The organism is Curtobacterium sp. BRB10 (assembly GCF_031844325.1).
Taxonomy (GTDB): domain Bacteria; phylum Actinomycetota; class Actinomycetes; order Actinomycetales; family Microbacteriaceae; genus Curtobacterium; species Curtobacterium poinsettiae_A.
Window position 1 is genome coordinate 337,730 of sequence record NZ_JAUZVA010000001.1, and the last position, 21,754, is coordinate 359,483.

21 protein-coding genes are annotated in these 21,754 nt (G+C 71.6%); 7 read left to right on the plus strand and 14 right to left on the minus strand.

The window, feature by feature from the left end; translation table 11 throughout:
* Positions 1-50: 50 nt before the first annotated feature.
* The 7 genes from Q9R26_RS01645 to Q9R26_RS01675 all read right to left on the minus strand — a co-directional run bounded on the left by Q9R26_RS01645 (position 51) and on the right by Q9R26_RS01675 (position 5,365).
* Complete coding sequence (locus tag Q9R26_RS01645) at positions 51-518, minus strand: DUF2087 domain-containing protein (RefSeq protein ID WP_311226376.1); 468 nt, start codon at positions 516-518, stop codon at positions 51-53.
* Positions 518-1,837, minus strand: coding sequence for a GNAT family N-acetyltransferase (locus Q9R26_RS01650; RefSeq protein WP_311226377.1), 1,320 nt, complete (start codon positions 1,835-1,837; stop codon positions 518-520). Before Q9R26_RS01650 ends, Q9R26_RS01645 begins: the two co-directional genes overlap by 1 nt.
* Before the next feature lie 247 nt (positions 1,838-2,084).
* Positions 2,085-2,516 carry a hypothetical protein gene (locus Q9R26_RS01655; protein ID WP_259579866.1) on the minus strand — a complete coding sequence of 144 codons (432 nt, stop codon included), beginning with the start codon at positions 2,514-2,516 and terminating at the stop codon, positions 2,085-2,087.
* Entirely contained in the window at positions 2,482-3,297 is an 816-nt protein-coding gene (locus Q9R26_RS01660) for a signal peptidase I (RefSeq protein WP_311226378.1), read from the minus strand. The genes Q9R26_RS01655 and Q9R26_RS01660 overlap by 35 nt, the downstream gene beginning before the upstream one ends.
* On the minus strand, positions 3,294-4,190 hold the full coding sequence (locus tag Q9R26_RS01665; protein WP_311226379.1) for a hypothetical protein: 897 nt from the start codon (positions 4,188-4,190) through the stop codon (positions 3,294-3,296). Before Q9R26_RS01665 ends, Q9R26_RS01660 begins: the two co-directional genes overlap by 4 nt.
* A complete protein-coding gene (locus Q9R26_RS01670; protein WP_259579852.1) occupies positions 4,187-4,765 on the minus strand; it encodes a CalY family protein in 579 nt (192 codons plus the stop codon). The genes Q9R26_RS01665 and Q9R26_RS01670 overlap by 4 nt, the downstream gene beginning before the upstream one ends.
* Positions 4,766-4,810: 45 nt before the next feature.
* Positions 4,811-5,365 (minus strand): alternate-type signal peptide domain-containing protein, encoded by a 555-nt coding sequence (locus Q9R26_RS01675; RefSeq protein WP_110862326.1) that lies wholly within the window; start codon positions 5,363-5,365, stop codon positions 4,811-4,813.
* A 393-nt stretch (positions 5,366-5,758) separates the two neighbouring features.
* Between Q9R26_RS01675 and pnuC the strand changes: the two genes are divergently transcribed.
* Together pnuC and Q9R26_RS01685 are read left to right on the plus strand one after the other, a co-directional pair.
* On the plus strand, positions 5,759-6,424 hold the full coding sequence (pnuC, locus tag Q9R26_RS01680) for a nicotinamide riboside transporter PnuC (protein ID WP_071404263.1): 666 nt from the start codon (positions 5,759-5,761) through the stop codon (positions 6,422-6,424).
* Between the two features lie 90 nt (positions 6,425-6,514).
* A complete protein-coding gene (locus Q9R26_RS01685) occupies positions 6,515-7,147 on the plus strand; it encodes a hypothetical protein (protein WP_311226380.1) in 633 nt (210 codons plus the stop codon).
* 25 nt (positions 7,148-7,172) lie between these two features.
* Here the strand turns inward: Q9R26_RS01685 and Q9R26_RS01690 are convergent, their stop codons facing one another.
* The 6 genes from Q9R26_RS01690 to Q9R26_RS01715 all read right to left on the minus strand — a co-directional run bounded on the left by Q9R26_RS01690 (position 7,173) and on the right by Q9R26_RS01715 (position 14,558).
* Positions 7,173-8,393 carry an ABC transporter permease gene (locus tag Q9R26_RS01690; RefSeq protein ID WP_311226381.1) on the minus strand — a complete coding sequence of 407 codons (1,221 nt, stop codon included), beginning with the start codon at positions 8,391-8,393 and terminating at the stop codon, positions 7,173-7,175.
* A complete protein-coding gene (locus Q9R26_RS01695) occupies positions 8,390-9,325 on the minus strand; it encodes an ATP-binding cassette domain-containing protein (protein WP_311226382.1) in 936 nt (311 codons plus the stop codon). Before Q9R26_RS01695 ends, Q9R26_RS01690 begins: the two co-directional genes overlap by 4 nt.
* 244 nt (positions 9,326-9,569) lie before the next feature.
* Positions 9,570-11,228: a glycoside hydrolase family 13 protein gene (locus Q9R26_RS01700; protein ID WP_311226572.1), complete on the minus strand. Its 1,659-nt coding sequence runs from the start codon at positions 11,226-11,228 to the stop codon at positions 9,570-9,572.
* Between the two features lie 149 nt (positions 11,229-11,377).
* Positions 11,378-12,292 carry a carbohydrate ABC transporter permease gene (locus Q9R26_RS01705; protein ID WP_311226383.1) on the minus strand — a complete coding sequence of 305 codons (915 nt, stop codon included), beginning with the start codon at positions 12,290-12,292 and terminating at the stop codon, positions 11,378-11,380.
* Positions 12,292-13,248, minus strand: a complete 957-nt coding sequence (locus Q9R26_RS01710) for a carbohydrate ABC transporter permease (RefSeq protein WP_209133989.1) — start codon at positions 13,246-13,248, stop codon at positions 12,292-12,294. Before Q9R26_RS01710 ends, Q9R26_RS01705 begins: the two co-directional genes overlap by 1 nt.
* An 11-nt stretch (positions 13,249-13,259) precedes the next feature.
* Positions 13,260-14,558, minus strand: a complete 1,299-nt coding sequence (locus Q9R26_RS01715; RefSeq protein WP_182064739.1) for an extracellular solute-binding protein — start codon at positions 14,556-14,558, stop codon at positions 13,260-13,262.
* Between the two features lie 132 nt (positions 14,559-14,690).
* Here Q9R26_RS01715 and Q9R26_RS01720 point away from each other — a divergent pair, with 132 nt between their 5' ends.
* Positions 14,691-15,851, plus strand: a complete 1,161-nt coding sequence (locus tag Q9R26_RS01720; RefSeq protein WP_311226384.1) for an ROK family protein — start codon at positions 14,691-14,693, stop codon at positions 15,849-15,851.
* Positions 15,852-15,919: 68 nt separating this feature from the next.
* Positions 15,920-16,417, plus strand: a complete 498-nt coding sequence (locus Q9R26_RS01725; protein ID WP_311226385.1) for a hypothetical protein — start codon at positions 15,920-15,922, stop codon at positions 16,415-16,417.
* A 15-nt stretch (positions 16,418-16,432) separates the two neighbouring features.
* Here the strand turns inward: Q9R26_RS01725 and Q9R26_RS01730 are convergent, their stop codons facing one another.
* Positions 16,433-17,125: an NUDIX hydrolase gene (locus Q9R26_RS01730; RefSeq protein WP_396136810.1), complete on the minus strand. Its 693-nt coding sequence runs from the start codon at positions 17,123-17,125 to the stop codon at positions 16,433-16,435.
* Between the two features lie 181 nt (positions 17,126-17,306).
* Here Q9R26_RS01730 and Q9R26_RS01735 point away from each other — a divergent pair, with 181 nt between their 5' ends.
* From Q9R26_RS01735 to Q9R26_RS01745, 3 genes are read left to right on the plus strand one after another with little or no spacing between them, the layout of a single operon-like run.
* Positions 17,307-18,638, plus strand: coding sequence for an alpha/beta hydrolase-fold protein (locus tag Q9R26_RS01735; RefSeq protein WP_311226386.1), 1,332 nt, complete (start codon positions 17,307-17,309; stop codon positions 18,636-18,638).
* 5 nt (positions 18,639-18,643) lie between these two features.
* Entirely contained in the window at positions 18,644-21,142 is a 2,499-nt protein-coding gene (locus tag Q9R26_RS01740; RefSeq protein ID WP_311226387.1) for a DUF2156 domain-containing protein, read from the plus strand.
* Between the two features lie 32 nt (positions 21,143-21,174).
* Complete coding sequence (locus Q9R26_RS01745) at positions 21,175-21,708, plus strand: hypothetical protein (RefSeq protein ID WP_182064734.1); 534 nt, start codon at positions 21,175-21,177, stop codon at positions 21,706-21,708.
* The last annotated feature ends 46 nt before the right edge of the window (positions 21,709-21,754 follow it).

The following is a 21,754-nucleotide window of genomic DNA, read 5'->3' on the forward strand; positions in this document are numbered from 1 at the left end:
CCCTCGCCCGGTGCGAGGTTCTGCACCCCGCGCGGGACTACCCAGCAGCGTCAGGACGGGCGGGCGGGCGCCATCCGGTACGCCGAGCCGTCGTCGGTGCGCGTCAGGACGCCGAGGTCCACGGCATCACGGCGCACGACGGAGACATCGGCCGCGAACATGCCGACGGCCGCGTTCAGGACGGCCTCCGGCACGACTCGGTCCGGTCCGAGTCGCTCGAACACGAGCTCCACGATCCGGACGGACAGTGCATGCCGTTCGACGTCCTTGACCGGCATCCGCTCGATCCGGTCGAACTCGAGCACCGCGGCCGGCGACTGCAGCCGCTGGAGCTCGCGTGCCGTCCGGCCGAGCACCGACGCGTCGGGGCCGTCGTCGGTGACCCAGTCGAACGAGCCGACCGCCGCCCGGGTGCGGTCGTCGGCCGGGGCTCCGCCGAACACCGCCGCTCGCAGGGTGGGGGACGCCAGGACGGAGACGACCTGACGTGCGCGCCCCACCACGCGGGCGACGTCCATCAGAAGTACGTGATGCCGTGCGGCGTCCGCGGCGGCAGCAACATCGCCCGGAGCAGCGCCACCGACGCCGGGTCCGCGGCGCGGACGAGCCCCGCGGCGGCCAAGGTGACGGGGGAGACCGAGCCGATCAGCAGCGCGCCGAGCTCCGCGACGTCGAGCTGGACGTCGGACCCGGCCACGTCGACGTCGTCGGCGATGCGCGTGACGGTGCCACGGGCCTCCTGGACGTCGAGGCGGTACGTGCCGGTGGTGAAGCCGAGCGCGTCGGTGACCCCGAGTGTCAGCGACCCGTCGACGGCGAACGGCCGCGAGGCCAGCACCGCCGGCACGTCGAGCACGCGCAGCCAGACGTGGTCCTCTTCGTGGTCGACGTCGTACGCACGGTTGTCGCCGAGCGCCGCGACGATCGGGTCGTCGAGACGGGAGCGGTTGTACTTCACGACGTCGTTGAGGTCGACCGAGAGCAGGAACTCCCACAGGGCGGTGTAGGCCTGGTCGTCCGCGTACACCAGGTCGACGATCTCGAGCGCGGTGTCGGAGCCGCGGTCCTCCTTGACGCGCCAGGTGACGTAGCCGTCGACCTCGTCGGAGCCGTCCGGGCGGTGCACGGCGGCGCGGACGTCCTTGGCCTTCTGGCCGTCGGGCCCGCGCAGGCCGAACGCGATCGGCCAGGTACCGGTGTTGCGCACCATCGAGCCCGGGGTGCGGACGTGGAACCGGTCGAAGACCGCCTTGCCGGGACCGTCGGCGAGCCACTGCGGGGTCACGACCGACACCGTGCCGGAGGTCGGTGCGAGCAGGGGCAGCGCGCGCTCGCGCCGCACGTGCACGGCGCGCTCGCGGATGGCGCAGCCGAAACCGAAGCGGCGGTAGATCGTGCCCTCGGACGCGGTCAGCGACGCGACGGCGTAGCCCTCGGCGACGCCGCGCTCGAGCGCGTGCGTCATCATCCGTCGCAGGATGCCGCGGCGACGCTCGGTCGGGCGGACGGTGACCGCGGAGATCGCCTGCGTGTCGACGGAGGACCCGTCGCCCCAGCTCAGCGCCTTGCGGAACCACGTGAAGGTGCCGGCCGGCCACGTCTCGTCGACGGAGCCCGGGAACGGCTCGCGCACGTAGACCCCGAGGAACGTCTCTTCGTCGGCGATGAAGTGCGATGCCATGCGGGCTGCGCCCTCGGCATCGGGGTCGGCTTCGTGGAAGCCCATCCCGACGGCCTGCATCCACGCTGCCGTTTCGGCGTTCGGTGCCCCCTTGTCGTCCGTCCCGGGCGCGAACTCGCGCAGCTCGTAGCGGTCGTCGAATGCCTCGTTGCTCACGCTCCGACACTATCGGGACCGGGTGACGTCACGACAGGCACGTGGTCGGTCCGGTCGGACTGGAGGCCCGGATCGCGTCCGGCGGACCGTGTGCGGTGTGCGGGCGGGCGGTTCAGGGCCCGTGCAACCGTGGAGCGCTCGCACCGGGAGCGGGAACGCGCACGGAGTCTCCGGCACTGCACGGTGCGCGTTCACGAGGAACCGGCACTGCACGACGAACCCCGCACCGTGCGGTCCCGGTGCCGCGTCAGTCGGTCGCGCCCCGCGGGGGATCGACGAGCAGCCCGACGCGGTCGTCCAGGTAGTCGGCGAGGGGGACTGCGGTGCCGGCGGTCGGGGACCACCGGACCGACGGAACGTCGTCGATGACGACGAGCACGCCCTCGGCGCCGACCAGGGAGTCGTCGACGGGGATCGGGACGGCGCCGTGGTTCACGGTGTCACCGGCGCCGAACCGCCCCTTCGCGGCGGCAGCTCGGTAGGCGCGACGGACCTCGGCGGAGACCGACTGGTACTGCGAACGACCGGGTTCGGTGACACGGGTGATCGACCCGGTGGCCCAGACGCGGCCGGCGGTCTCGGGGGACGACCCGATCAGGAGTGCCCCGACCCGCCACACCCGGCCGAGTGGTCGCATCGCGGGGTCACGACGGATCCCGAGGACGGCCTTCGGCTGCACGTACTCGCCGAGTGCTTCGTCCGGGACGTCCGCGGCGCGGAGCCGTCGGGCCGCTGCGTCGAGGAGCTCCCGCGCCCGCTGCACTCCGTCCGTCACGTCCACCGAGCCTAGACCGGGTGGTGGTGGTCGTCTCGGTCCTGTTCTCGAAGGTGGTCCGCTCGACGTGGTGCGCTGCGCTGCGTCGTCCGTGGCTGCGGCGTCCGTGGCTGGCGCCGACGCGGCCGGTGCCGGTGCGGCGACGACGTGCGGCGCTCACGAAGCCCGCGGTCATCATGACCGCCCCGTACGTCAGGAGCACGCCGGCGACCGCGGGGATGAGCCAGCTCCGCGACCCGTTGACGACCTGGTTGACGATGCCGATCTCCGGCACGGAGTACCAGACCACGCCGCGGATCTGCACGGCGGTGACCGGTGCCGGATCGGCCTCGGCGTTGTTGTCGCCCTTGAGCACGAAGGTCCGCTCGCCGTTCGACGACGACGACACCGAGACCACGCGGTGGCTGACGACCGCGGGCTGGCCGGAGACGATCTGGTAGGTGACGACGTCGCCGACCCGGATGTCGTCGATCGGGGTCGGACGGACCACGAGCAGCGTTCCCGGGGGCAGGGTCGGCTCCATCGACTGTGTCAGGACGGTGAGCGGCATCGATCCCGTGGCCTTCGGCACGACGATCAGCACGACCGCCAGGCCAGCGACGAGCAGCAGGAGTCCGGTGCTGAGACCGAACACGACGGCGTGGACGACGGCGCGCCATCCGGTGCGCGGGGTGGGGGTGCTCATGCGCCGCACCGGATCGCCGCCCCGTTGTCCTGCGTGAAGAGCGTGACCTTGCCGGTGCCCGCGACGGTCGACGTGGGGTTGCCGGCGCTGTCGAGCACCTTGACGGTGACGATCAGCGTGCCAGCGGTGCCGGCGCTCGCAGGGACGTCCGTCGGCGCGATGGTGATGAACGCGGAGTAGTCCTGCGCCTTCTGCCCGACCGGGGTCGAACCGACGAAGGCCCCGTACCAGGTGTCCATCGGGCGGTTCGCGGCGTCCCACCGGATCTCGACGTACCAGCCGCCGTGGTCGGTGCAGACCAGCGAGGGGGTGGTGTCGACGGTCGCTGCCGGGGTGCTCAGGGTGAAGCCGCCGGCGACGACCCCCGACGTCCAGGTGCCGCTCGTGACGGTGAGGTTGACGTTCACCGTGGCGGTCGAGCCGGCCGGGGCCGACGACTGTAGGGTGCTGCGCGTGCACCACACGGCGGAGGCGCCGGCGGCGAGCTTCGCGCTCATGCTCGGCAGCGACGCCCAGGTGCCGGAGACGGACCCGGTACCGACGGCCGTGCTCGTGGTGCAGCCCGCGGTCGAGGCGACCGGCCAGGCGACGACGGAGACGGCCTTGGCGAGTGCGGTCGAGCTGCCGGACACGACGGAGACGGTGGTGGTCGCGGTACCGGCGAGGGTTCCCGAGTCGGTCAGGGTGATCGGCTTCGTCGTCGATGTGACGCTCGACGAGAACGCCGTGGTGAGGGCGCTCGTCCCGCTGATCGACGCCGCGACCGTGCCGACCGTGGTGCTCGCCGCGGTGGTGCCCGACGCGCTCCACAGTGCCCACGCGGCGCTCGACCCGCCGCCGACGAACACGGCGGTGAGGAGCACGGCGACGAGGAGTCGGAGGCGGCGGTTCATGCGGAGACCTGCGTTCCGGTGACGGTGAGGGTGAAGTCGGTGGTGGCGCCGGCGACGGTCTGCGGTGCGTCGGCGTCGAGAGCCGTCTCGAGGCACGCGATCCCGCTCGCCCCGGCCGGCAGCGTGAAGGACCCGGCGCCGGTGTCGAAGGTGGCGAGCCGCGCGCTCGTACCGGTGAGCCCGGGGACGCACTTCGCGGCCGAGGACACCATCGCGAGGTGGAGCGTCAGTTCACCGGTCGCCGCCGCGACGGACGACTTCGCGGCCGTCGTCGTGACGCGCACCGACAGGGGGATCGACCCGGTGTTCCGCACCGTGAAGGTGCCGGTGGTGCTCGTGCCCGGCCCGAGGACCGCGGTGTTCATCGCCGTGGTGCCGCTGACGCTGATGGTCGCGGTGGCGGAGCGCACCGTGGTGGCCGCCGTGCTGGCGGTCCCGTTCCAGAGCGCGTACGTGCCGCCGGCGCCGAGGAGCGCCGTTCCGACCGCGACGACCAGGGCGATCGCGACCGGCCACACCCAGCGGTGCCGTCGGGCTGCGCGGTGGCGTCCCGTCGTCCGCGGTGTGGCGGTCATGTGCGTGCTCCTGGTCGTCGTGGTCGGTGGGGTGTGATCGGGGGATCAGGAACCGATCGCGGTCTGGGTCAGCGTGAAGGCGAGCGCGCTGAGGTTGATCGAACCGCCCTGCCCGGTGGTCGCCGACGCGGGGAGCGTCACCGTGAAGACGACCTTGACGGTCGACGTGGACGAGGACGGCGAGACGACGAAGGTGTTCGCGTTCGACGAGGACTGCACGACCGAGGCGCTCGTCGAGGTGACGGCCAGCGTCTTCGTCGTGGCGGCGAGCAGCGCGGCGTCGCCGGTGATGCTCTGGTTGGCGTACGTCAGGTTGGCCTTGAGGTCCTGGCCGGTCGCGCCGATGTTCAGCGTCTGCGTGAACTGGAACGTGTTGCCCGGGACCATCAGGGCCTTCGTCGGGTCGATCGCGGTGGAACGACCGTTCGTGATGTCGGTCCAGGCGCCGTCGTTGTTGGCGCTCAGCGTCAGGGTGCCGGCGCTCACGGCGGACGCGGCGCTCGAGGCGCTGGCGTTCCAGAGGGCGAACGTGCCCGCTCCGCCGAGGAGGAGTGCGACGCCTGCTGCGCCGGCGATGGCACCGGTGACGATCTTGTGCATGGGGTGGATCCGTTCCTGCGTGCTCGGGGCACGCTGAAGCCCACCGGGGACATTCGGGCGTCGGGTCCGGTGGGGAGGTTGTCATCGACCCAGTGGTTGGAGGGGGTCGCGGCTGACCGGTGCCGAGAGCGGTCGCCGGGCCTCGGAGCGCAGGTACTGCTGCTCGGGCGGGCTGGACTCGCTCTGGTGTCGACGTTACCTGTCCCCCAAAGTGCCGACAAGCGAGAACGAGCGTTCGCTCGGACCCCAGAATGGGGGTGATTTTTGTCCCCGCTAGGGAGGACATGATTTGTACCCCAATTTCTGAACGCGAGCTTCACGTGCGCAGGGCGATCGCAGAAGGAATGCCGGTCCGCACGGCGTCGTTGCACCGTCCGGAAACGAGGAGGGCCCATGGACATCGTGCGCTGGTTGTTCGACGCGCAGATCGTCATCGGCGACCAGACGGTGCTCTGGCGCGAGGTGATCGGCAACGTCTTCGGGCTGCTCAGTGCCCTCGGTGGCATGCGCCGGAAGGTCTGGGCCTGGCCGGTCGGACTGGTCGGCAACGCCCTGCTCTTCACCGTCTTCATGGGGGCGCTCTTCGACACCCCGAACCCCGTCAACCTGCTCGGGCAGGCCGGCCGTCAGGTCATGTTCATCATCGTGAGCATCTACGGCTGGTACCGGTGGACGCACCGGCCCGAGGACGCGACCACCGTGATCGACCCGCGCTGGGCCTCCTGGCGGACCCGTCTGCTGCTCGTCGTCGGCATGGTCGGCGGCACCGCCCTGCTGACCCCCGTCTTCCGCGCGCTCGGGTCGTACGAGCCGGTGTGGAGCGACGCGTGGATCTTCGTCGGTTCGCTGCTCGCCACCTACGGCATGGCGAAGGGGTGGGTCGAGTTCTGGCTCATCTGGGTGGCGGTCGACCTGGTCGGCGTGCCGCTGTTGTTCTCCGCCGGGTACTACGCCTCCGGGTTGATGTACGTCTTCTACGGCGTCTTCACGTTGACGGGGTTCTTCGTCTGGATGCGCCAGCGGGTCCGCCCGCCGGCGGCGCCGGTCACCGTCGGCTGACCGCCGTGGCCGAGGCTCGCTGACGCGGCCGGGAGCACGGCCCCCGCTCTGGGACGAGACAAACGGCTCGCGATGCGCTGCAATGGTCGGATGGAACCCCTGCACGGCGAACGGGTCGAGGACGACGAGTCCCTCGCGGAGCGCACGGTGCGCGCGGCCATCCGCGCCTACCGGCTGCACCCGTTCGACGCCGTCGACGCGGCGGTGGTCGCCGAGGTGGCCGGCATCCCGCTCGAGACCGTCGAGCGGTTGTTCCCGACCTGGCACGCCCTGCTCCTGGTCACCTACGACCGGTGGGCGCAGCTGCGGGGGACCCGGCGGAAGAGCCCGCCGACGTGCACCATCGAGCACGTCCGTCTGACCCTGGCCGAGGACGTCGCCGATCCCGGACTCGTCCGGGTCCTCGCGGGCCTGATCACCGTGGCCAGCTCGGAGTCCGGCTTCGCCGAGCTGTTCCGCAAGCGGTTCGAGGAGTACGCCGAGCAGCTGACCGTCGGGCTGCAGCGCGACTTCGACCGCGGCTCGGAAGAGGCCGGCATCCCCGCGTACCAGGCGGCGACCCAGCTGCTCTCGGTCTACGAGGGGCTGCAGATCCAGATGCTCGTCCGCCCGCACATCGACGTCCTGGTGGAGTTCGACCGCGCGGTGAACACGCTGCGCCAGGGATGGAAGCGGCACGCCGTCCCGTCGTGGGACCTCGACGAGGCACCCGTCCGCGTCTGACGCCGTGCGGCACCGACCGACGAGGTCAGCCCCGACGCTCCCGCCGCCACGACAGCACCTGCCGCACCGTCACCTTCGAGCCGTACTGCGCGACCGAGTGCCGGAACAGGTACTCCGCGAACCACAGCAGCAGACCGGCGACGACGAACACCTCGACGATGCAGACCACCGACTCCGTCACGGTGAGGGCCCCGACGGCGTTCCGCACCATCGCGGTGATCGGCGTGAAGGTCGGGAAGTACGTGAAGAACTGGGCGACGGGCGACGTCGGCGTCGTCATCACGAAGAACGCCGCGTACAGGGGGATGATCAGCGCGAAGATCGCCGCCGACTGCAGGGCCGAGGCGTCCTTGATCGACGGCACGGCGGCCCCGACGGCGACGAACAGCCCGGACGCCAGCAGCACCCCGCCGACGAGCAGCAGCGCTCCGGTCACCATCCGCCACGGGTCGACCGTCAGCCCACCGAGCTGCGACGACACCAGCGGCAGGGCGACGAGCAGCCCGACCAGGCCTGGCACGACGAACACGCTGACCTGCACGAAGCCGACGAGCAGCATCGCGATGACCTTGCCGCGGATCAGGTCGCCCGCGGTCACCGTGGTCAGGATCATCTCGGAGATCCGGTTCTCCTTCTCCTCGACCACGACGGTGACCATCCGTGCGGCGAGCAGGATGACGAGCCCGAAGAACGCGGCGACGAACAGGAACGGCGGCACGACGGACAACCAGCCCGGTGCGACCCGGCCGTCGGCGTAGGTGGTGACGTCGGTGGCGGGTGGACTGCGGAGCAGCTCCACGGTCTCGGGGTCGTCGACCGACGCGGCGACGCTCTGCTCGAGCACCCGCTCGGCCAGCGACGAGTACACGCCGTTGGCGAAGAGCCCGCGGTCGGCGGCGTCGACCCGGATGGCCGTCGTGGACGGCGACGACGGGAACGCGATGAAGGCGTCGAGGTCACCGGACCGGACGGCGGCGCGGTCGGCGGCGGAGTCGGTGGACGGCGTCCCACCCCACTTCGCGGCCACGGACTCCGACACCAGGCCGGACTCGTCGACGTAGTGGAACGGGGTCTTGGTGGCGGACGACCCGGACACCACGGAGTTCGTGCCGGCGGCCTGCCCGATGCCCACGAGCAACGACACGACCACGATGACGACCGGCAGCGCGAGGGTACCGATCCAGAACGCGGGCTTCTTCACCGCGCGGACGAACTCGAACCGGACGACCGTGCCGAGGCTGCTCATGCCGCTGCTCCGTCCGACGATGCAGCGGCGAGGGCGTCGTGCCCGTAGACCTGCACGAAGATCTCGTCGAGCGGGATCCGGCGCATCTCGAACGCCGTGACGTGCACCCCGGCCGCGACCAGTTCTGCCAGGACGTCCGCACCGTCCGGAGCAGCGGCCTGGGTCGGCACCAGGTAGGCGACGTGCCCCTCGTGGCGGGCGACCCGGTACAGCGGCGACTTCGGCACGGGGCCGTCGAGCCCGACGCGGGCGACGGCGCCGCCGAAGGCGTCCTGCACGTCGGGCACGGATCCGTACGCGGCGGCCCGGCCGGCCTTGAGGAGCAGGATGCGGTCGCAGAGCCGCTCGACCTCGTCCATGTGGTGCGTCACGAGGACCACGGTCGCGCCGTCGGCCTTCCGCTCGTCGACCAGGTCGAGCAGGAGCCGCCGGTTCACCGGGTCGAGGCCCTTGGTCGGTTCGTCGAGGATGAGCAGCCGTGGCCGGTCCATGATCGTGATGCCGAGCTGGACCTTCTGCTGCTGGCCGCCGGACAGCTTGTCGACGCGCAGCTTCGCGCGGTCGGCGAGCCCCACCCGGGCCAGGTAGTCCATGCTCCACGCGGTCGCCTCGGCGCCGCGGAGCCCGCGCAGGCGCCCGAAGTAGGTCATCACGTCGATGACGGACTCCTTGCGGTACAGCCCGCGTTCTTCGGGCAGGTAGCCGATGCCGCCGGTGGCCGGTCGGTAGGGCCGGCCGTCGATCGTCAGCGTGCCCGCCGTCGGGGTGGTGATGCCGAGCAGGGCCCGGATCGTCGTGGTCTTGCCGGAGCCGTTGCTGCCGAGCAGCCCGAACGTCTCGCCGGGGGCGACGTCGAACGACAGCCCGTCGACCACGTTGCGGTCGCCGAACCGCATCACGAAGTCCTGCACGCTGATGCTCGCCCCGCTCATGCGGTGACCCTACCGGGACTTCCTTCCCAGAACGGCCGCGATGGGATGCGAGAACGGGTGTACCTGATCAGAACTTCCGGCCCAGGACGCCCGTTTCCGGCAGGGACGCCGCGTTCCGCGGGGAGACGCGGGGAGACGCGGGGAGACGCGGGGAGACGCGGGGACGACGGACGGGAGGCGCGGTGCCAGCTGGCACCGCGCCTCCCGTCCGTCGTCCGGTCGCGCCCAGGGCGCGAGCGTCGCGTCAGGAACGCAACCAGGCCGTCCCCACGCCCGACAGGGCGCCGTCGACCACGGGGGCGGAGGCGAGCAGCAGCTCGCCGGCCGGCAGTGCGAAGGGCTCGTCGCCGAAGACCGTCACGCTCGTCCAGCCGTTCGGCCGACGGAACGCGAGCACGTCGTCGCGGCCGGTCTCGATCCACTCGAGCTGTTCCTCGGACTGCAGCTGGCCACGCAGGCCGAGCGCCTTCCGGTACAGGTTGAGCGTGGAGTCGGGGTCGGCGTCCTCGGCCTCGACGCTGGAGTCGGCGAACCACGCCGGCTGCGGCAGGTGCGAGCCGTCCGGACCGAAGCCGAACGACGTGCCGGTGCGCGTCCACGGGATCGGCACGCGGCAGCCGTCACGACCGACGTCGACACCCGGGTTGCGGAAGAACGCCGGGTCCTGCCGGTCGGCGTCCGGGATGTCACCGACCTCGTGCAGGCCGAGCTCCTCGCCCTGGTACAGGTAGGCGGAGCCGGGCAGGGCGAGCTCGAGCAGCGTGGCGGCCTGTGCGCGACGGAGGCCGAGCGACCGGTCGAGCGCGTCCTGCGAGCCGCCGGCGAGCAGCCAGGCGCTGCCCTGCTTGTCGGTGCCGCCGGCGCGGGGCGGCAGGGCGTAGCGGGTGGCGTGCCGGACGACGTCGTGGTTCGAGAACACCCACGTGGTCGACGAGCCGGACTGCTCGGCGAGGCCGAGGTTGAACTCGATGATCGTGCGGAACTGGCCGGCGTCGAAGTCGGCCTCGAGCAGGTCGAAGTTGAACGCCTGACCGAGTCCCTCGGCGCTGGCGTACCGGGCGCGGCGGTGGGCGGGGACCCAGGCCTCGGCGACCGCGGTGCGGGCCGGCGTGTACTCGTTGAAGACCGTCCGCCACTCGGCGTAGATGTCGTGCACGTCGTCACGGTCCCAGAGCGGGTGCGTGCCGTCCTTCGGCATCTCGGCGAGCTCGGCCCAGGTGGGCAGGGTCTCGCCCAGGTCCTTCGCCAGCCCGTGGGCCACGTCGATGCGGAACCCGTCGACACCGCGGTCGGACCAGAAACGCAGGGTGTGCAGGAAGTCGTCACGGACCTCACGGTTCGCCCAGTTCAGGTCGGGCTGCTCCTTCGCGAAGCTGTGCAGGTACCACTGGCCGTCGCCGACGGCGGTCCAGGCCGGCCCGCCGAAGATCGAGATCCAGTCGGCGGGGGCTTCCTCGCCGGACGGCCCCCTGCCGTCGCGGAACACGTAGCGGTCGCGGGCGGGGGAGCCCTTGGGTGCTGCGAGGGCCTCGCGGAACCACTCGTGCCGGTCGCTCGTGTGGTTCGGGACGACGTCGACGATCACCCGGATGCCGGCGGCGTGCAGTGCTTCGACCATCCGGTCGAAGTCGTAGAGGGTGCCGAGGCGCGGGTCGACGTCACGGTAGTCGTCGACGTCGTAGCCGCCGTCGGCCAGGGCGGACGGGTAGAAGGGGCTGAGCCAGACGGCCTCGACGCCGAGCGAGGCCAGGTACGGCACCCGCTCGGTGATGCCGGGCAGGTCGCCGATGCCGTCGCCGTCCGCGTCGGCGAACGAGCGGGGGTAGATCTGGTAGACGCTGGCCTGGCGCCACCAGGTCTCGTCGTGCGAAGTGGCGGCGGGCTGGGCGAGGGTGTCGGTCACGTCGGGCCTTTCGTGGGTCGAGGGGTTCGTCGGGTTCGAGGGGTGTGTGTCGGTCGGGCCTGCATCGGCGATCGCGGCCGGGACCGCACCGGCGATCGCGGCCGGGACCGCACCGGCGGTGTCGGTCGGGCCTGCACCGGAGGTGTCGGTCACTTGATCGCGCCCTGGGTCACGCCGGCCATCACCCACCGCTGGGTGACGAGGTAGACGATGATCGCCGGGGCCATCGCCATCAGGTACGAGGCGAACGACACGTTGTAGTTGTTGCTGAACTGCGTCTGGAACATCTGCTGCAGCACCGGCAGGGTCTGCAGCGCCGGGTCGGAGGTGATCAGCGACGGCATCACGAAGTCGTTCCACGACGCGAGGAACGCGAAGATGCCGACGGTGGCGCTCATCGGTGCCAGCAGCGGGAACACGAGTCGCCAGAACACCTGCCCCGTGCTCGCACCGTCGATGCGTGCACTCTCCTCCAGCTCGGCCGGGATCGACCGCAGGAAGGCCGTGAAGAGCAGGACGCTGAAGGACAGCTGGAACATGACGTGCAGGATCGCGACCCCGAGCGGGTTGTCCAGGTGCGCGAGCCCGGTGAGCTTCACCTGCGACAGTGCGAGCACGGGGAACGGCAGGAACATCGCCGCGAGCAGGTAGAAGAACGACCACCGGAACAGCCGTCGGTCCCAGTTCCGGGCGATTGCGTAGGCCGTGAACGAGGCGAGCAGGATCGTGCCGACGACGGTGATCGCGGCGACGAACACCGAGACCCCGAACGCCCGCGGGAAGTCGGTCAGCCGCCACGCCTGCACGAAGCCGTCGACGCTGAACGGTGCCGGCAGCGAGAACGCGTTGCCGTCGACGGCCTGGCCGGTGGTCTTGAACGCCATCGTCAGGGTGACGTACAGCGGCACGAGCACCGACAGCGCACACAGCACGAGGACGACCGTGACGGGCCAGTTGGAACGACCGCGGCCGGCCTTGCCCGAGCCGGAGGACCGGTCCGCGTCGACGGAACGGATGCTGCCGGTCGCGGTGGTCCCCGGTCGCAGGGGTGCTTGCAGGGACATCAGAGCGCTGCCTTCCCGCGGGTCGCCCGCAGCTGGATCACGGCGATGACGACCGCGATGACGAAGAAGATCGTGGCGTTCGCCATCTGGTAGGCGTAGTCGCCGCCGTTGAAGCCCTTGAAGATCGACATCGCGACACTGGTGGTCGAGGTGCCGGGGCCGCCGTCGGTCAGGCCGACGATGATGTCGTACGAGTTCAGGAAGTTCTTGAACCCGATGACCAGGTTGATCAGGATGTAGCCCGCCGTCAGCGGCGCGGTGATCGAGACGAGCTGCCGCCAGGCGCTGGCACCGTCGAGGGCGGCTGCCTCGTACACCTCGCCGGGGATCGAGAGGACGCCGGCGATGTAGATGAGGAGCGTCGACGGGATCGCCTGCCAGGCGGTGACGACCACGATCGCCAGCCAGGCCAGGTCGGGGTTCGCCAGGATGCTCTGCTCGAGCGGCCCGAAGCCGATCGCGGTGGCGAAGGCCGGCAGGCTGTTCGCGAACAGGAACGAGAACACGTACGCGATGACGATGCCCGAGATCACCATCGGCAGCACGAACACCGCACGCAGGGCGATCTTGCCGCGGATCTTCGACGTCAGCGCGATGGCGAGCAGGAAGGCGATCGCGTTCACGACGATCACGGTGACGAGCGAGAACCCCAGCGTGAACAGGTACGCCTGCAGGATCGCGGGGTCGGAGAACACCGCGATGTAGTTGGTGAGCCCGGTGAACCGGAACTCGCCGAAGCCGACGGAGTTCGTGAAGCTCAGCACGATGCCCATCACCGCCGGCAGCGTGATGGCGAGCGTGAAGAGCACCAGGGTGGGGAGCAGGAAGGCGAGGAAGAGCGGATCGACGCGGGGCTTGCGTCGTCCGTCCCGTCGTCCGGACTGGAGGCGCGGCGCGGCTCCGCCACGGCGGCGTCGGCCCGCCGTCGTGACGGCTTCGGTGGTCGTGGTTGCCATGAGACGTCTCCTTACGCGGCCGTGCGGAGCGCGAGACGCGCCCAGTCGGCGTCGAGGGTGCGGAGCTGGCGCTGCGGGTCGCCGCCGAAGGCGATCGACTGCGCGTAGTTCGCGACCGGGATCTCGGCGGGGATGAGCTGCGATGCGCCGAGGTAGAAGGCGGCGTCGTCGTAGTACGACTGCATGCCGCGGAGGGCGGGGTTCGACGCCGGGGGAGCGTCCTTGCGCACACCGAAGCCGTTGTTGTCGGCGTTGTACCGGTCGTTGACCTTCGTGCTCATCAGGAACGACAGGAACTCGCGGGCGGCCTCCTGCTTGCGCGACGCCTCGGGGATCCAGAGCGCCAGGTCGACGTTCACGCGGACCTTGCGATCGGCCGGGTCGTCGGTGACGGGCAGCGGGAAGGTGCCGAGGTCCATGTCCTTCGTGGTCTTGGCGATCTCGCCGAGTGCCCACGGTCCCTGCAGGTACATGCCCGCCTTGCCCTGGGCGAAGGCGAGGTTGCCGTCGCCGTACCCGCGGCTCGCGGCGCCGTCCTGGTGCCAGGCGCGGAGCTGCACCATGCGCTCCATCGGCTCCCGCAGGTCGCGCTCGAACGAGACGGCGGACCCCTTGCCGACGTTCGTGCCCTCGCGCCGGAGTGCCTCGAAGGTCGCCGGGGTGTCGATCATGCCGCCGATCGAGTAGTCGAACATGCCCTGGGCGATCGTCCAGTTGTCCTTGAACGTGCCGTAGATCGGGGCGATGCCGGCCCTGGTCAGGCGCTCGCAGACGTCGGCGAACTCGCTCCACGTCGTCGGGACCTCGAGCCCCTGCTGTGCGAAGAGCGCCTTGTTGTAGATCACCGACGCCGCGGTCACCGAGTACGGCAGGGCGCTCTTCCGGCCGGGGTAGTCGGCGGTCTGCTCCATGAGCGGCCACAGGTCGGGGTTGATGGTGTCGGCCTGCGGCAGGTCGGACAGGTCGGTCAGCGCGCCGTGCTCGACGAACGGCACGACCGAGAAGTTGTAGTTCCAGCAGCCGAGGTCCGGCGGCCGGTTCCGGACGAAGTTCGCGGACATGCTCGACGTCGAGTCGCGGACGACCCGGACCCTCGACTGGGTCTGGTGGAACTGCGCGATGACGTCGTCGAAGTAGCCGATGACCTCGGGCTTCGACACGTAGAACGTGATGGTCTCCGGCTTGGCGCTCGAGGACCCGATCGGGGCGCATCCGGCGAGCGCGAGGCCCGCCCCGATGCCGCCCGCTCCGAGCAGGAACCCGCGTCGGCTGACCGATGCTGCGCTCCTGGCGGTGGCGTGTGCTTGCACGTCGTCTCCGTCCGTCCGGACCCGGCGTCCCTGCCGTTCCGTCCCGCGAGCGGCTCCGATGCTGCCCGCGGAACTAAATGTAGCGAGAAAATCTAATTCCGCAAGGAACTCGTCGCGCGATAGGGTCACGACATGCCGCCACCCCGTGGAACGAGCGCAGAGACGCTGCTCGCGTACGCCTTCGACTCGTCGGCGTTCACCGCGACCGAGGCGATCGACGCCACCGGGCTGACCCGGTCCACCGTGCTGGCTGCGGCCGAGGAACTCGTGCGGCTCGGCTGGCTCTGCGAGCTCGACGACGCCCGGGCCGCGGGGGAGTACCGGATGGGACGCCCGGCACGCCGCTACGAGCTCGACACGGTCGCCGGGGTCGTCGTCGGTGTGGACGCCGGCCAGCACCGGGTCACCGCCTTCGTCGCCGACCTGCGCGGCACGGTGCTCGGTCGTGCCGAGGGGGCGCTCGGTGCATCGGGCCTCGACGTACCCGTTCGACTGGGAGTCCTCGCCGACACCGTGGCCGCCGCCCTCGCCTCGGCCGGCGTCGACCGCGAACGGGTCCTGGTCACCGTCGTGGGCATCCCCGCACCGGTCGACGCCGCCGGTGCCTCGCCCGACGACGGCGGCTTCTGGGTCCGGATGAACCCGGGGTTCGCCGACGCCGTGCCGGACGGGCGGGTGCTGGTCGAGAACGACGCGAACCTCGCCGCGCTCGCCGAGCGGCCGTCCTCTGGTGACGCCTCGTTCGCGGCGCTGCTGTCCGGCGAACGCTTCGGCGCGGGCCTCGTCGTCGACGGGGTCCTGCTGCGCGGTGCCCACGGTGGTGCCGGGGAGATGCGGGTGCTCGAACTCGTCGAGGGTGTCGGGTCGTCCGACGGCATCGGCGCCGTCGCCCGCACCTTCGTGGCCGACGCCGTCGCCGCCGGGCACATCCCCGCCGACACCGCGCTCGCCACCGACGCCGCTCTGGTGTTCGCGGCCGCACGGAACGGCGACCCCATCGCGCGCACCATCGTCGACCGTCTGGGCGATCGCCTGGCCCGCGTCTGCATCCTGCTCGCGAGCCTGCTCGACATCGACCGCGTGGTGGTCGCCGGCGCGATCGCCCAGCCCGCCGTCGCCGTCATCGACCGCGCGCGCGACCTGCTCGCGAAGGGACACTTCGACCCGGTGCCCGAACTCGTCGCGTCCTCGCTCGGGGCTGATGTCGTCGTGATCGGGGCCGTGGCCCACGCGGTCGACGCGGTGCGGGCCGACCCGTTGTCGTTCGCGCTCCGGCCCGCGCTCGCGTCGTGACGGCACGGCGCACCGGGAACGCTCTGATCTGACAGGATCTCATGGTGCACCGTCTCCGATCCCTCCCGATGCCCGTGTTGTTGCCGGTGCTCTTCCTGTTCGGGGGCGGACTCTGGTTCCTGATCGGGATGTTCGTCTCCCCTCGAGACATGTCCCTGCTCGGGCGAGCGATCGGCGCGGTCTTCTACGCCGGCGCGATGACGGCGTTCTTCGGCGTCTGGATCAGCCGCGCTCGTCGGCGAGCCGGCGGCACGACGCAGTTGACGGACGTGCAGCGCGGGCTGAAGCGTGGCGAGGTGCCCGAGGACGCCGATCCCGCCACATGGTCCGCCACGGTCGACGAGCACCACCGACAGCTGCGGCGGAACCTGTGGTTCGGACCGGTCGTCTTCGGCGTCATGATCGTGCTCGCGCTCTGGCTCGCCCTGACCTCGACGCCCTGGTGGTGGTTCGGGGTGGCGTTCTTCGTCGGGTTCCTGCTGTTCTCGGTGATCACGACGCCCCGCGCGCTCGCGAAGGCCGAGGTCGTGCGCGAGGAGCTCCGTCGCCGGGCGACCGGACGCTGACGCGGATCCGGCGCATCACCTCGGCAGCGGGATCTCCCGCTCGCGGTCCCACGGTTCCGTCCAGCCGAGTCGGTCGAACAGTGCATCCAGCAGCATCGCGGTGAAGCCCCACACCAGGTGCTCGTCGCCGTCGGCCTCGACGGTGAACGCCGGTCCGCGCCACTCCTGACCACCGCGGCGGATCACGGTCACACCGCGGTTCGCCGGGTCGAGCAGGTCGGCCACGGGCACCCGGAACACCGCCGCCGACTCGTGCTCGTCGACGACGCGGATCGGTGAGGGGTCGCGCCACCAGCCGATGACGGGTCGGACCAGGTGGTTCGAGAACGCCAGGGGCACGGCGGGCAGGGCGCCGAGCACCTCGACGCCCGCGGGGTCGAGCCCCGTCTCCTCCTGTGCCTCGCGGAGTGCCGCTGCGACGGCGTCCGCGTCACCGGGGTCGATGCGTCCACCGGGGAACGCGACCTCGCCGGCGTGCGCGCGCAGGGTCGTGGCCCGCGCGAGGAGCAGGACGTCGAGGTCGCGGGGGACCCCGGGTGCCGCCGCCGGTCGGTCGCTCGGCGTGTGGTCGAGCGCACCGAAGAGCATCAGGACCGCGGCCCGTCGTGGCGAGGCGGTGCTGCCGGGTTCGATGAGCGGCCCACCGTCACCCCAGCCGTCCGCTGCGACCGCCGCGAGTGCAGCCCGTACCGATCCGTCGTGCGTCACCCGTTCACCCTAGGTGCGCGCGACCGAGCGGTCCGCGACGCCACGCATCGGAGGCTTCGCTGGGTGTCGGTCGAGTGGGGTCTGAGAGCCGCACAGGTGGGAACTGTGCGAACCGGAAGCGCCTCGGTGCCCCGTTCGCAGCGGGCCGCCGCCACGATTGCACCGTCCGCCGGGAGGCTCCATGTTCCACGATCTGCTCCGACCCCTGTTCCACGTCGCCGTCGTCGCGCCGTCCGTGCTCGTCCCGGTCGACGTCGCCGCCGGGCTCCTCACCGTCGCCGCGCTCCTGCCGGCGTTCGGTCCTCGCTCCCGCCATCCGGTCCGGGGCCTGGGCTGGCGGCTCGGCGCCGTGGCCGTCGGCGCCGGGATCGGCCTCGTCGCGGTGTGGTGGTTCGGGGACGTGCAGGACCTGTACGGGGTGTCGTTCACCCCGATCACCCGGATGTGGGTCGCTCTTGCCTTCGGCGGTGTCGGACTCCTCGTCGTGACGGTCGTCCAGGGTGGCTGGCTCCGTCGTGTGCTCGGCGTGCTCGCGGCGGTGGCGGTGGCACTGGCCGCCGTCCTCGGCGTCAACGTCGACTTCGGTGCCTACCGCACGATCGAGCAGGCCGTGACGACCGATCCGTACCCGTCGGGTCCGCTGGGACACGAGACGGGGGTGGGGCGCGCCTCCAGTCCGGTGGTCGACCCGGCCACCTGGCGGGCGCCCGCCGACATGCCGCGACGCGGGAAGGTGCTCTCGGTCACCATCCCCTCGACCGTCTCCCACTTCCACGCACGGTCGGCGGTGGTGTACCTGCCGCCGGCCGCCCTGACCGAGCGACCGCCGACCCTGCCGGTCGTGATCAGCCTGGCCGGGCAACCCGGGCAGCCGAGCGACATGTTCCAGGCGGGCCGACTCGGCGCGGTGATGGACGCGTTCGCCGAAACCCACCACGGACTCGCCCCGATCGTCGTCGCGCCGGATCAACTCGGGGCGCCGGACCGGAACCCGATGTGCGTCGACTCGTCCCTCGGCCGTTCCGCGACGTACATCATGACCGACACCACGAACTGGATCCGGCAGCACCTGCGCGTCGGGGCAGCGCCCTCGGCCTGGGGCATCGTCGGGTTCTCACAGGGAGCGACGTGTGCCATGCAGTTCTCCACCGCACACCCGGACGTGTTCGGCACGACCTTCGCGATCTCCAGCGAGCTGGCACCCCTGAACGGTTCCGCCCAGCACAGCATCCGGTACGGGTTCGGTGGCTCGGCCTCCCGGTACGCCGCGGCGGCACCACGGGCGATCATGCGGGCGCACGGGCCGTACCCCGGGCACCTGACCGTCTTCGCCTACGGCAGCGAGGACGAGCCCTACGTCGCCTCGACCACGGCGCTCCGCACGGCTGCGGACGCGGCCGGCATGCGGACCCGGCTGTTCGTGTCCGAGGGCTCTGCCCATGACTGGAACACCGTCCGCTACGCCCTGCGTGTGGGGATGCCCGGCGTCATCGCGCACCTGGGCCTCCGGTGAGCGCGGTGGTCGCGGCCCTCGCGTGGGCGCACCCGAGACGGCTCGTGCCGCCAGCCCGTCGGTACCCGCTGACGAGCGTCGTCTCGGCCCTGACGATCGTCGCCGGCGTCGCCGCAGTGGTGCTCAGGTGCCTCGGCACGAAGGACGGTCGGACGCCCGACACCCTGGGCGGGACGATGGGTCCGCTCGGCGTGGTCGCGGTGACGAGCAGCGTCGTCGGGTTCCTCGTCACCTTCGTCGCCGTCGTGGTGTGCACCGCGGCGTCCGAACGGCTGCTCGGCTGGCGACGCACCCTGCTCGCGATGGTCGTCACGACCGTGGTGGGCACCGGGCTCGGTGCCCTGCTGCAGCTGTTCGACGGCGCCCCGGCGGACCGTGGCTTCCTCGTGCACCTGGGACACGTCGGCCCCTGGACCTGGATCGTCGGGACCGTCGTCACCGCGAGTGCGTTCGCCGGCGCGCTGTGGCGACGCCGGATCCGGGTGGTGTCGATCGCCGTCGTCGCGGCACTGCTGCTCTACGCCGGACACGCGTCCGACCTGCACGCGGCGCTCGCCCTGCTCGTCGGCCTGGTGCTCGGCCGCGTGCTGCGACGCTCACCGGTGCGGAGCGGCTGGACCCGGAGTTCCTCACGCGAGACCCGGGTGCTGCTGGTGGCCGCGGTGACCGTGTCGGCCGTCGGTCCCGTCCTCGCGCTCGTCACCGGTGCCCAGTTCGGGCTGCTCGCCCCGCTCGCCGTGGTGCTCGACACCGGGCCGACCGGGCGGATGCCGCACTGCTCGGTGACCGGGGTGACCGCCGGTTGCGTCCGGGCGCTCGCCGCGGTGCACCCGCACGGCCTGTTCCACTCGCTGCTGGCCGTGATGCCGCTCGTGGTCCTGGCGGTCGGTGCCGTGGGTCTCCGACGCGGCAGCCGGTTCGCACTGTGGCTCGTCGTGACCGTCGACCTGGTCACCGGCGTCGCGACCGCCGTCTCGTACGGCGTGCTGCCCGAACGCCACCACGCCGTCGTGCAGCGCCTGGCGTCGGACCACCTGGCCGTCTCGCTCTCGATCGTCGCGTCGGTGCTGGTGCCGGTCGCAACGGCGGTGGTGCTCGTCCTGCGCCGCGCGGACTTCCCGGTCCGGACCGACCGGCGACGTCTGCTGACCTTCGCGATCACGGTCGCGGGCTCGGCCGTGGTGCTCGCGGTCGTCGTCGTCGGTGTCGCCGTGGCTTCGGGCGACAGCGTGCGCGAGCCGCTCCACCTGGCGCTCGCCGTGCTCGGTCCGATCGCCCCCGTGACCCTGCCCACGCACCTGGCGCAGGCCGAGCCGGCGCTGCGGTTCGTCGTGGGCGCCTCCGGCCCGCTCCTGTGGCTCGCCGTGGCGATCGCCGCGGTCCGGCCGACCGGGGCCGGACGCTCGGACAGCGACCTCGACGGGCAGGACGCCGCCCGGGTGGCGGCTCGTGCCCTGCTGGTCGCGGGCGGTGGCGACACCTTCGGGTGGATGACCACCTGGCCCGGCAACGAGTACTGGTTCACCGAGGACGGCCGCGCCGGTGTCGCCTACCACCGGACCGGCAGCGTCGCGGTGACGACCGGCGGCCCCTTCGGACACGAGGACGCGCGGCTCGCGGCACTCGAGGGCTTCGCCCGGGCCGCGGACGACCACGGGTGGACGCCCGTCTTCTACGGCATCGACGCCACGCTCGGCACGGCACTCACACGACTCGGTTGGACGACGCTCCCCGTTGCCGAGGACGCCGACCTCGACCCGCGCACCTGGACGACCTCGGGCAAGCGCAAGCAGGACGTCCGCACGGCCGTCAACAAGGCTGCTCGGTCCGGCACCACAGCACTCTGGTCGGACTGGGCCTCGCTGCCCGGCTCGGTCACGCGCCAGATCGAGGCGATCTCGGAGGAGTGGGTCGCCGAGCGCGAACTGCCCGAGATGGGGTTCACGCTCGGCGGGATCGACGAGATGCGCGACCCCGCCGTCCGGGCGCTCGTCGCCCTGAGTGAGGACGGCACGGTGCTCGCCGTCACCAGCTGGCTGCCCGCGTACCGTGCCGGGCAGGTGGTCGGGTGGACGCTCGACGTGATGCGTCGTGCGCCGGACGCCCCGAACGGTGTGATGGAGTTCCTGGTCGCGAGTGCGGTCGACCGGATGCGCGCCGACGGTGCCGAGCGGCTCAGCCTGTCCGCCGCCCCGCTCGCGTCGTCGGCCGAGCCGCAGGGTGCCGGTCGGAGCGGCGTCGAATCGGTCCTCGACGTCGTCGGTGGTGCGCTCGAGCCGGTCTACGGGTTCCGCTCCCTGCTGCGCTTCAAGGCGAAGTTCGGCCCCGACCTGCACCCCCTGGTGATGGCGTACCCGGACCCGGTCGCGCTGCCCACGATCGGCGTCGCGATCGTCCGCACCTACCTGCCGGGGTTGTCGCTCCGCCAGGCGGTCGCGATCATGCGCGAGCGGCGTCCGGCGCAGGGGGCCCGGGCCGAGCAGCCGGCCGCACGCGTCGGCTGACGGGTCCGCAGCGCTATCGGTAGGTTCGGAGCATGGGAACCGAACGGGCCGACGAACCGGCCGTGGACGAGCACGACCCGTACGAACGCCGCCCCGGTTACGTCACGAGTGGCGACGGCCGGACGGACCGGATGACCACGGACATGTTCGTGGGCGTCGCGGTCGGGTTCGTCCTGGTGATCGTCTTCGGGTTCTTCCAGCTCGTCGAGTGGATCGCGATCGGAGCGGCCGTCGTCATCGGCGCGGCGGTGTGGTTGGTCCTGCGCGGTCGGCGACGGCGTGCGGATCGCCGCGCGGGTCGATCACCGGACGCCGTCCCTCGTGCCCGGGACCGGGCGATCGCCGAGGCCAACGGTGGCCGCCGGTTCTTCGTCGCCCAGAACCCGGTCGTCGTCATCGTGATGGGCGCGATCTTCATCGGTGTCGCGGTCGCGCCGCTGCTGTTCGGCGGGTTCTCCGTCGGCCGGGTCGTGACCGGGGTCGTCGTCGTCGCGAGCGGCGTCCTCTGCATCGTGCAGGGGATCGGCACCCTGCAGGTGCGTCGTCGGGAGCGCAGCGACGGCTGAGTCGCGGTCGTCGGCCCGGGAGGGGAGCATCCGCGTGCCCCGCGGG

Coding starts and splice junctions, on each gene's coding strand:
- Q9R26_RS01645 (WP_311226376.1), bottom strand. CDS start 518: ATGGACGTCGCCCGCGTGGTGGGGCGCGCACGTCAGGTCGTCTCCGTC.
- Q9R26_RS01660 (WP_311226378.1), bottom strand. CDS start 3,297: ATGAGCACCCCCACCCCGCGCACCGGATGGCGCGCCGTCGTCCACGCC.
- Q9R26_RS01665 (WP_311226379.1), bottom strand. CDS start 4,190: ATGAACCGCCGCCTCCGACTCCTCGTCGCCGTGCTCCTCACCGCCGTG.
- Q9R26_RS01670 (WP_259579852.1), bottom strand. CDS start 4,765: ATGACCGCCACACCGCGGACGACGGGACGCCACCGCGCAGCCCGACGG.
- Q9R26_RS01675 (WP_110862326.1), bottom strand. CDS start 5,365: ATGCACAAGATCGTCACCGGTGCCATCGCCGGCGCAGCAGGCGTCGCA.
- pnuC (WP_071404263.1), top strand. CDS start 5,759: ATGGACATCGTGCGCTGGTTGTTCGACGCGCAGATCGTCATCGGCGAC.
- Q9R26_RS01685 (WP_311226380.1), top strand. CDS start 6,515: ATGGAACCCCTGCACGGCGAACGGGTCGAGGACGACGAGTCCCTCGCG.
- Q9R26_RS01690 (WP_311226381.1), bottom strand. CDS start 8,393: ATGAGCAGCCTCGGCACGGTCGTCCGGTTCGAGTTCGTCCGCGCGGTG.
- Q9R26_RS01695 (WP_311226382.1), bottom strand. CDS start 9,325: ATGAGCGGGGCGAGCATCAGCGTGCAGGACTTCGTGATGCGGTTCGGC.
- Q9R26_RS01705 (WP_311226383.1), bottom strand. CDS start 12,292: ATGTCCCTGCAAGCACCCCTGCGACCGGGGACCACCGCGACCGGCAGC.
- Q9R26_RS01710 (WP_209133989.1), bottom strand. CDS start 13,248: ATGGCAACCACGACCACCGAAGCCGTCACGACGGCGGGCCGACGCCGC.
- Q9R26_RS01720 (WP_311226384.1), top strand. CDS start 14,691: ATGCCGCCACCCCGTGGAACGAGCGCAGAGACGCTGCTCGCGTACGCC.
- Q9R26_RS01725 (WP_311226385.1), top strand. CDS start 15,920: ATGCCCGTGTTGTTGCCGGTGCTCTTCCTGTTCGGGGGCGGACTCTGG.
- Q9R26_RS01735 (WP_311226386.1), top strand. CDS start 17,307: ATGTTCCACGATCTGCTCCGACCCCTGTTCCACGTCGCCGTCGTCGCG.
- Q9R26_RS01745 (WP_182064734.1), top strand. CDS start 21,175: ATGGGAACCGAACGGGCCGACGAACCGGCCGTGGACGAGCACGACCCG.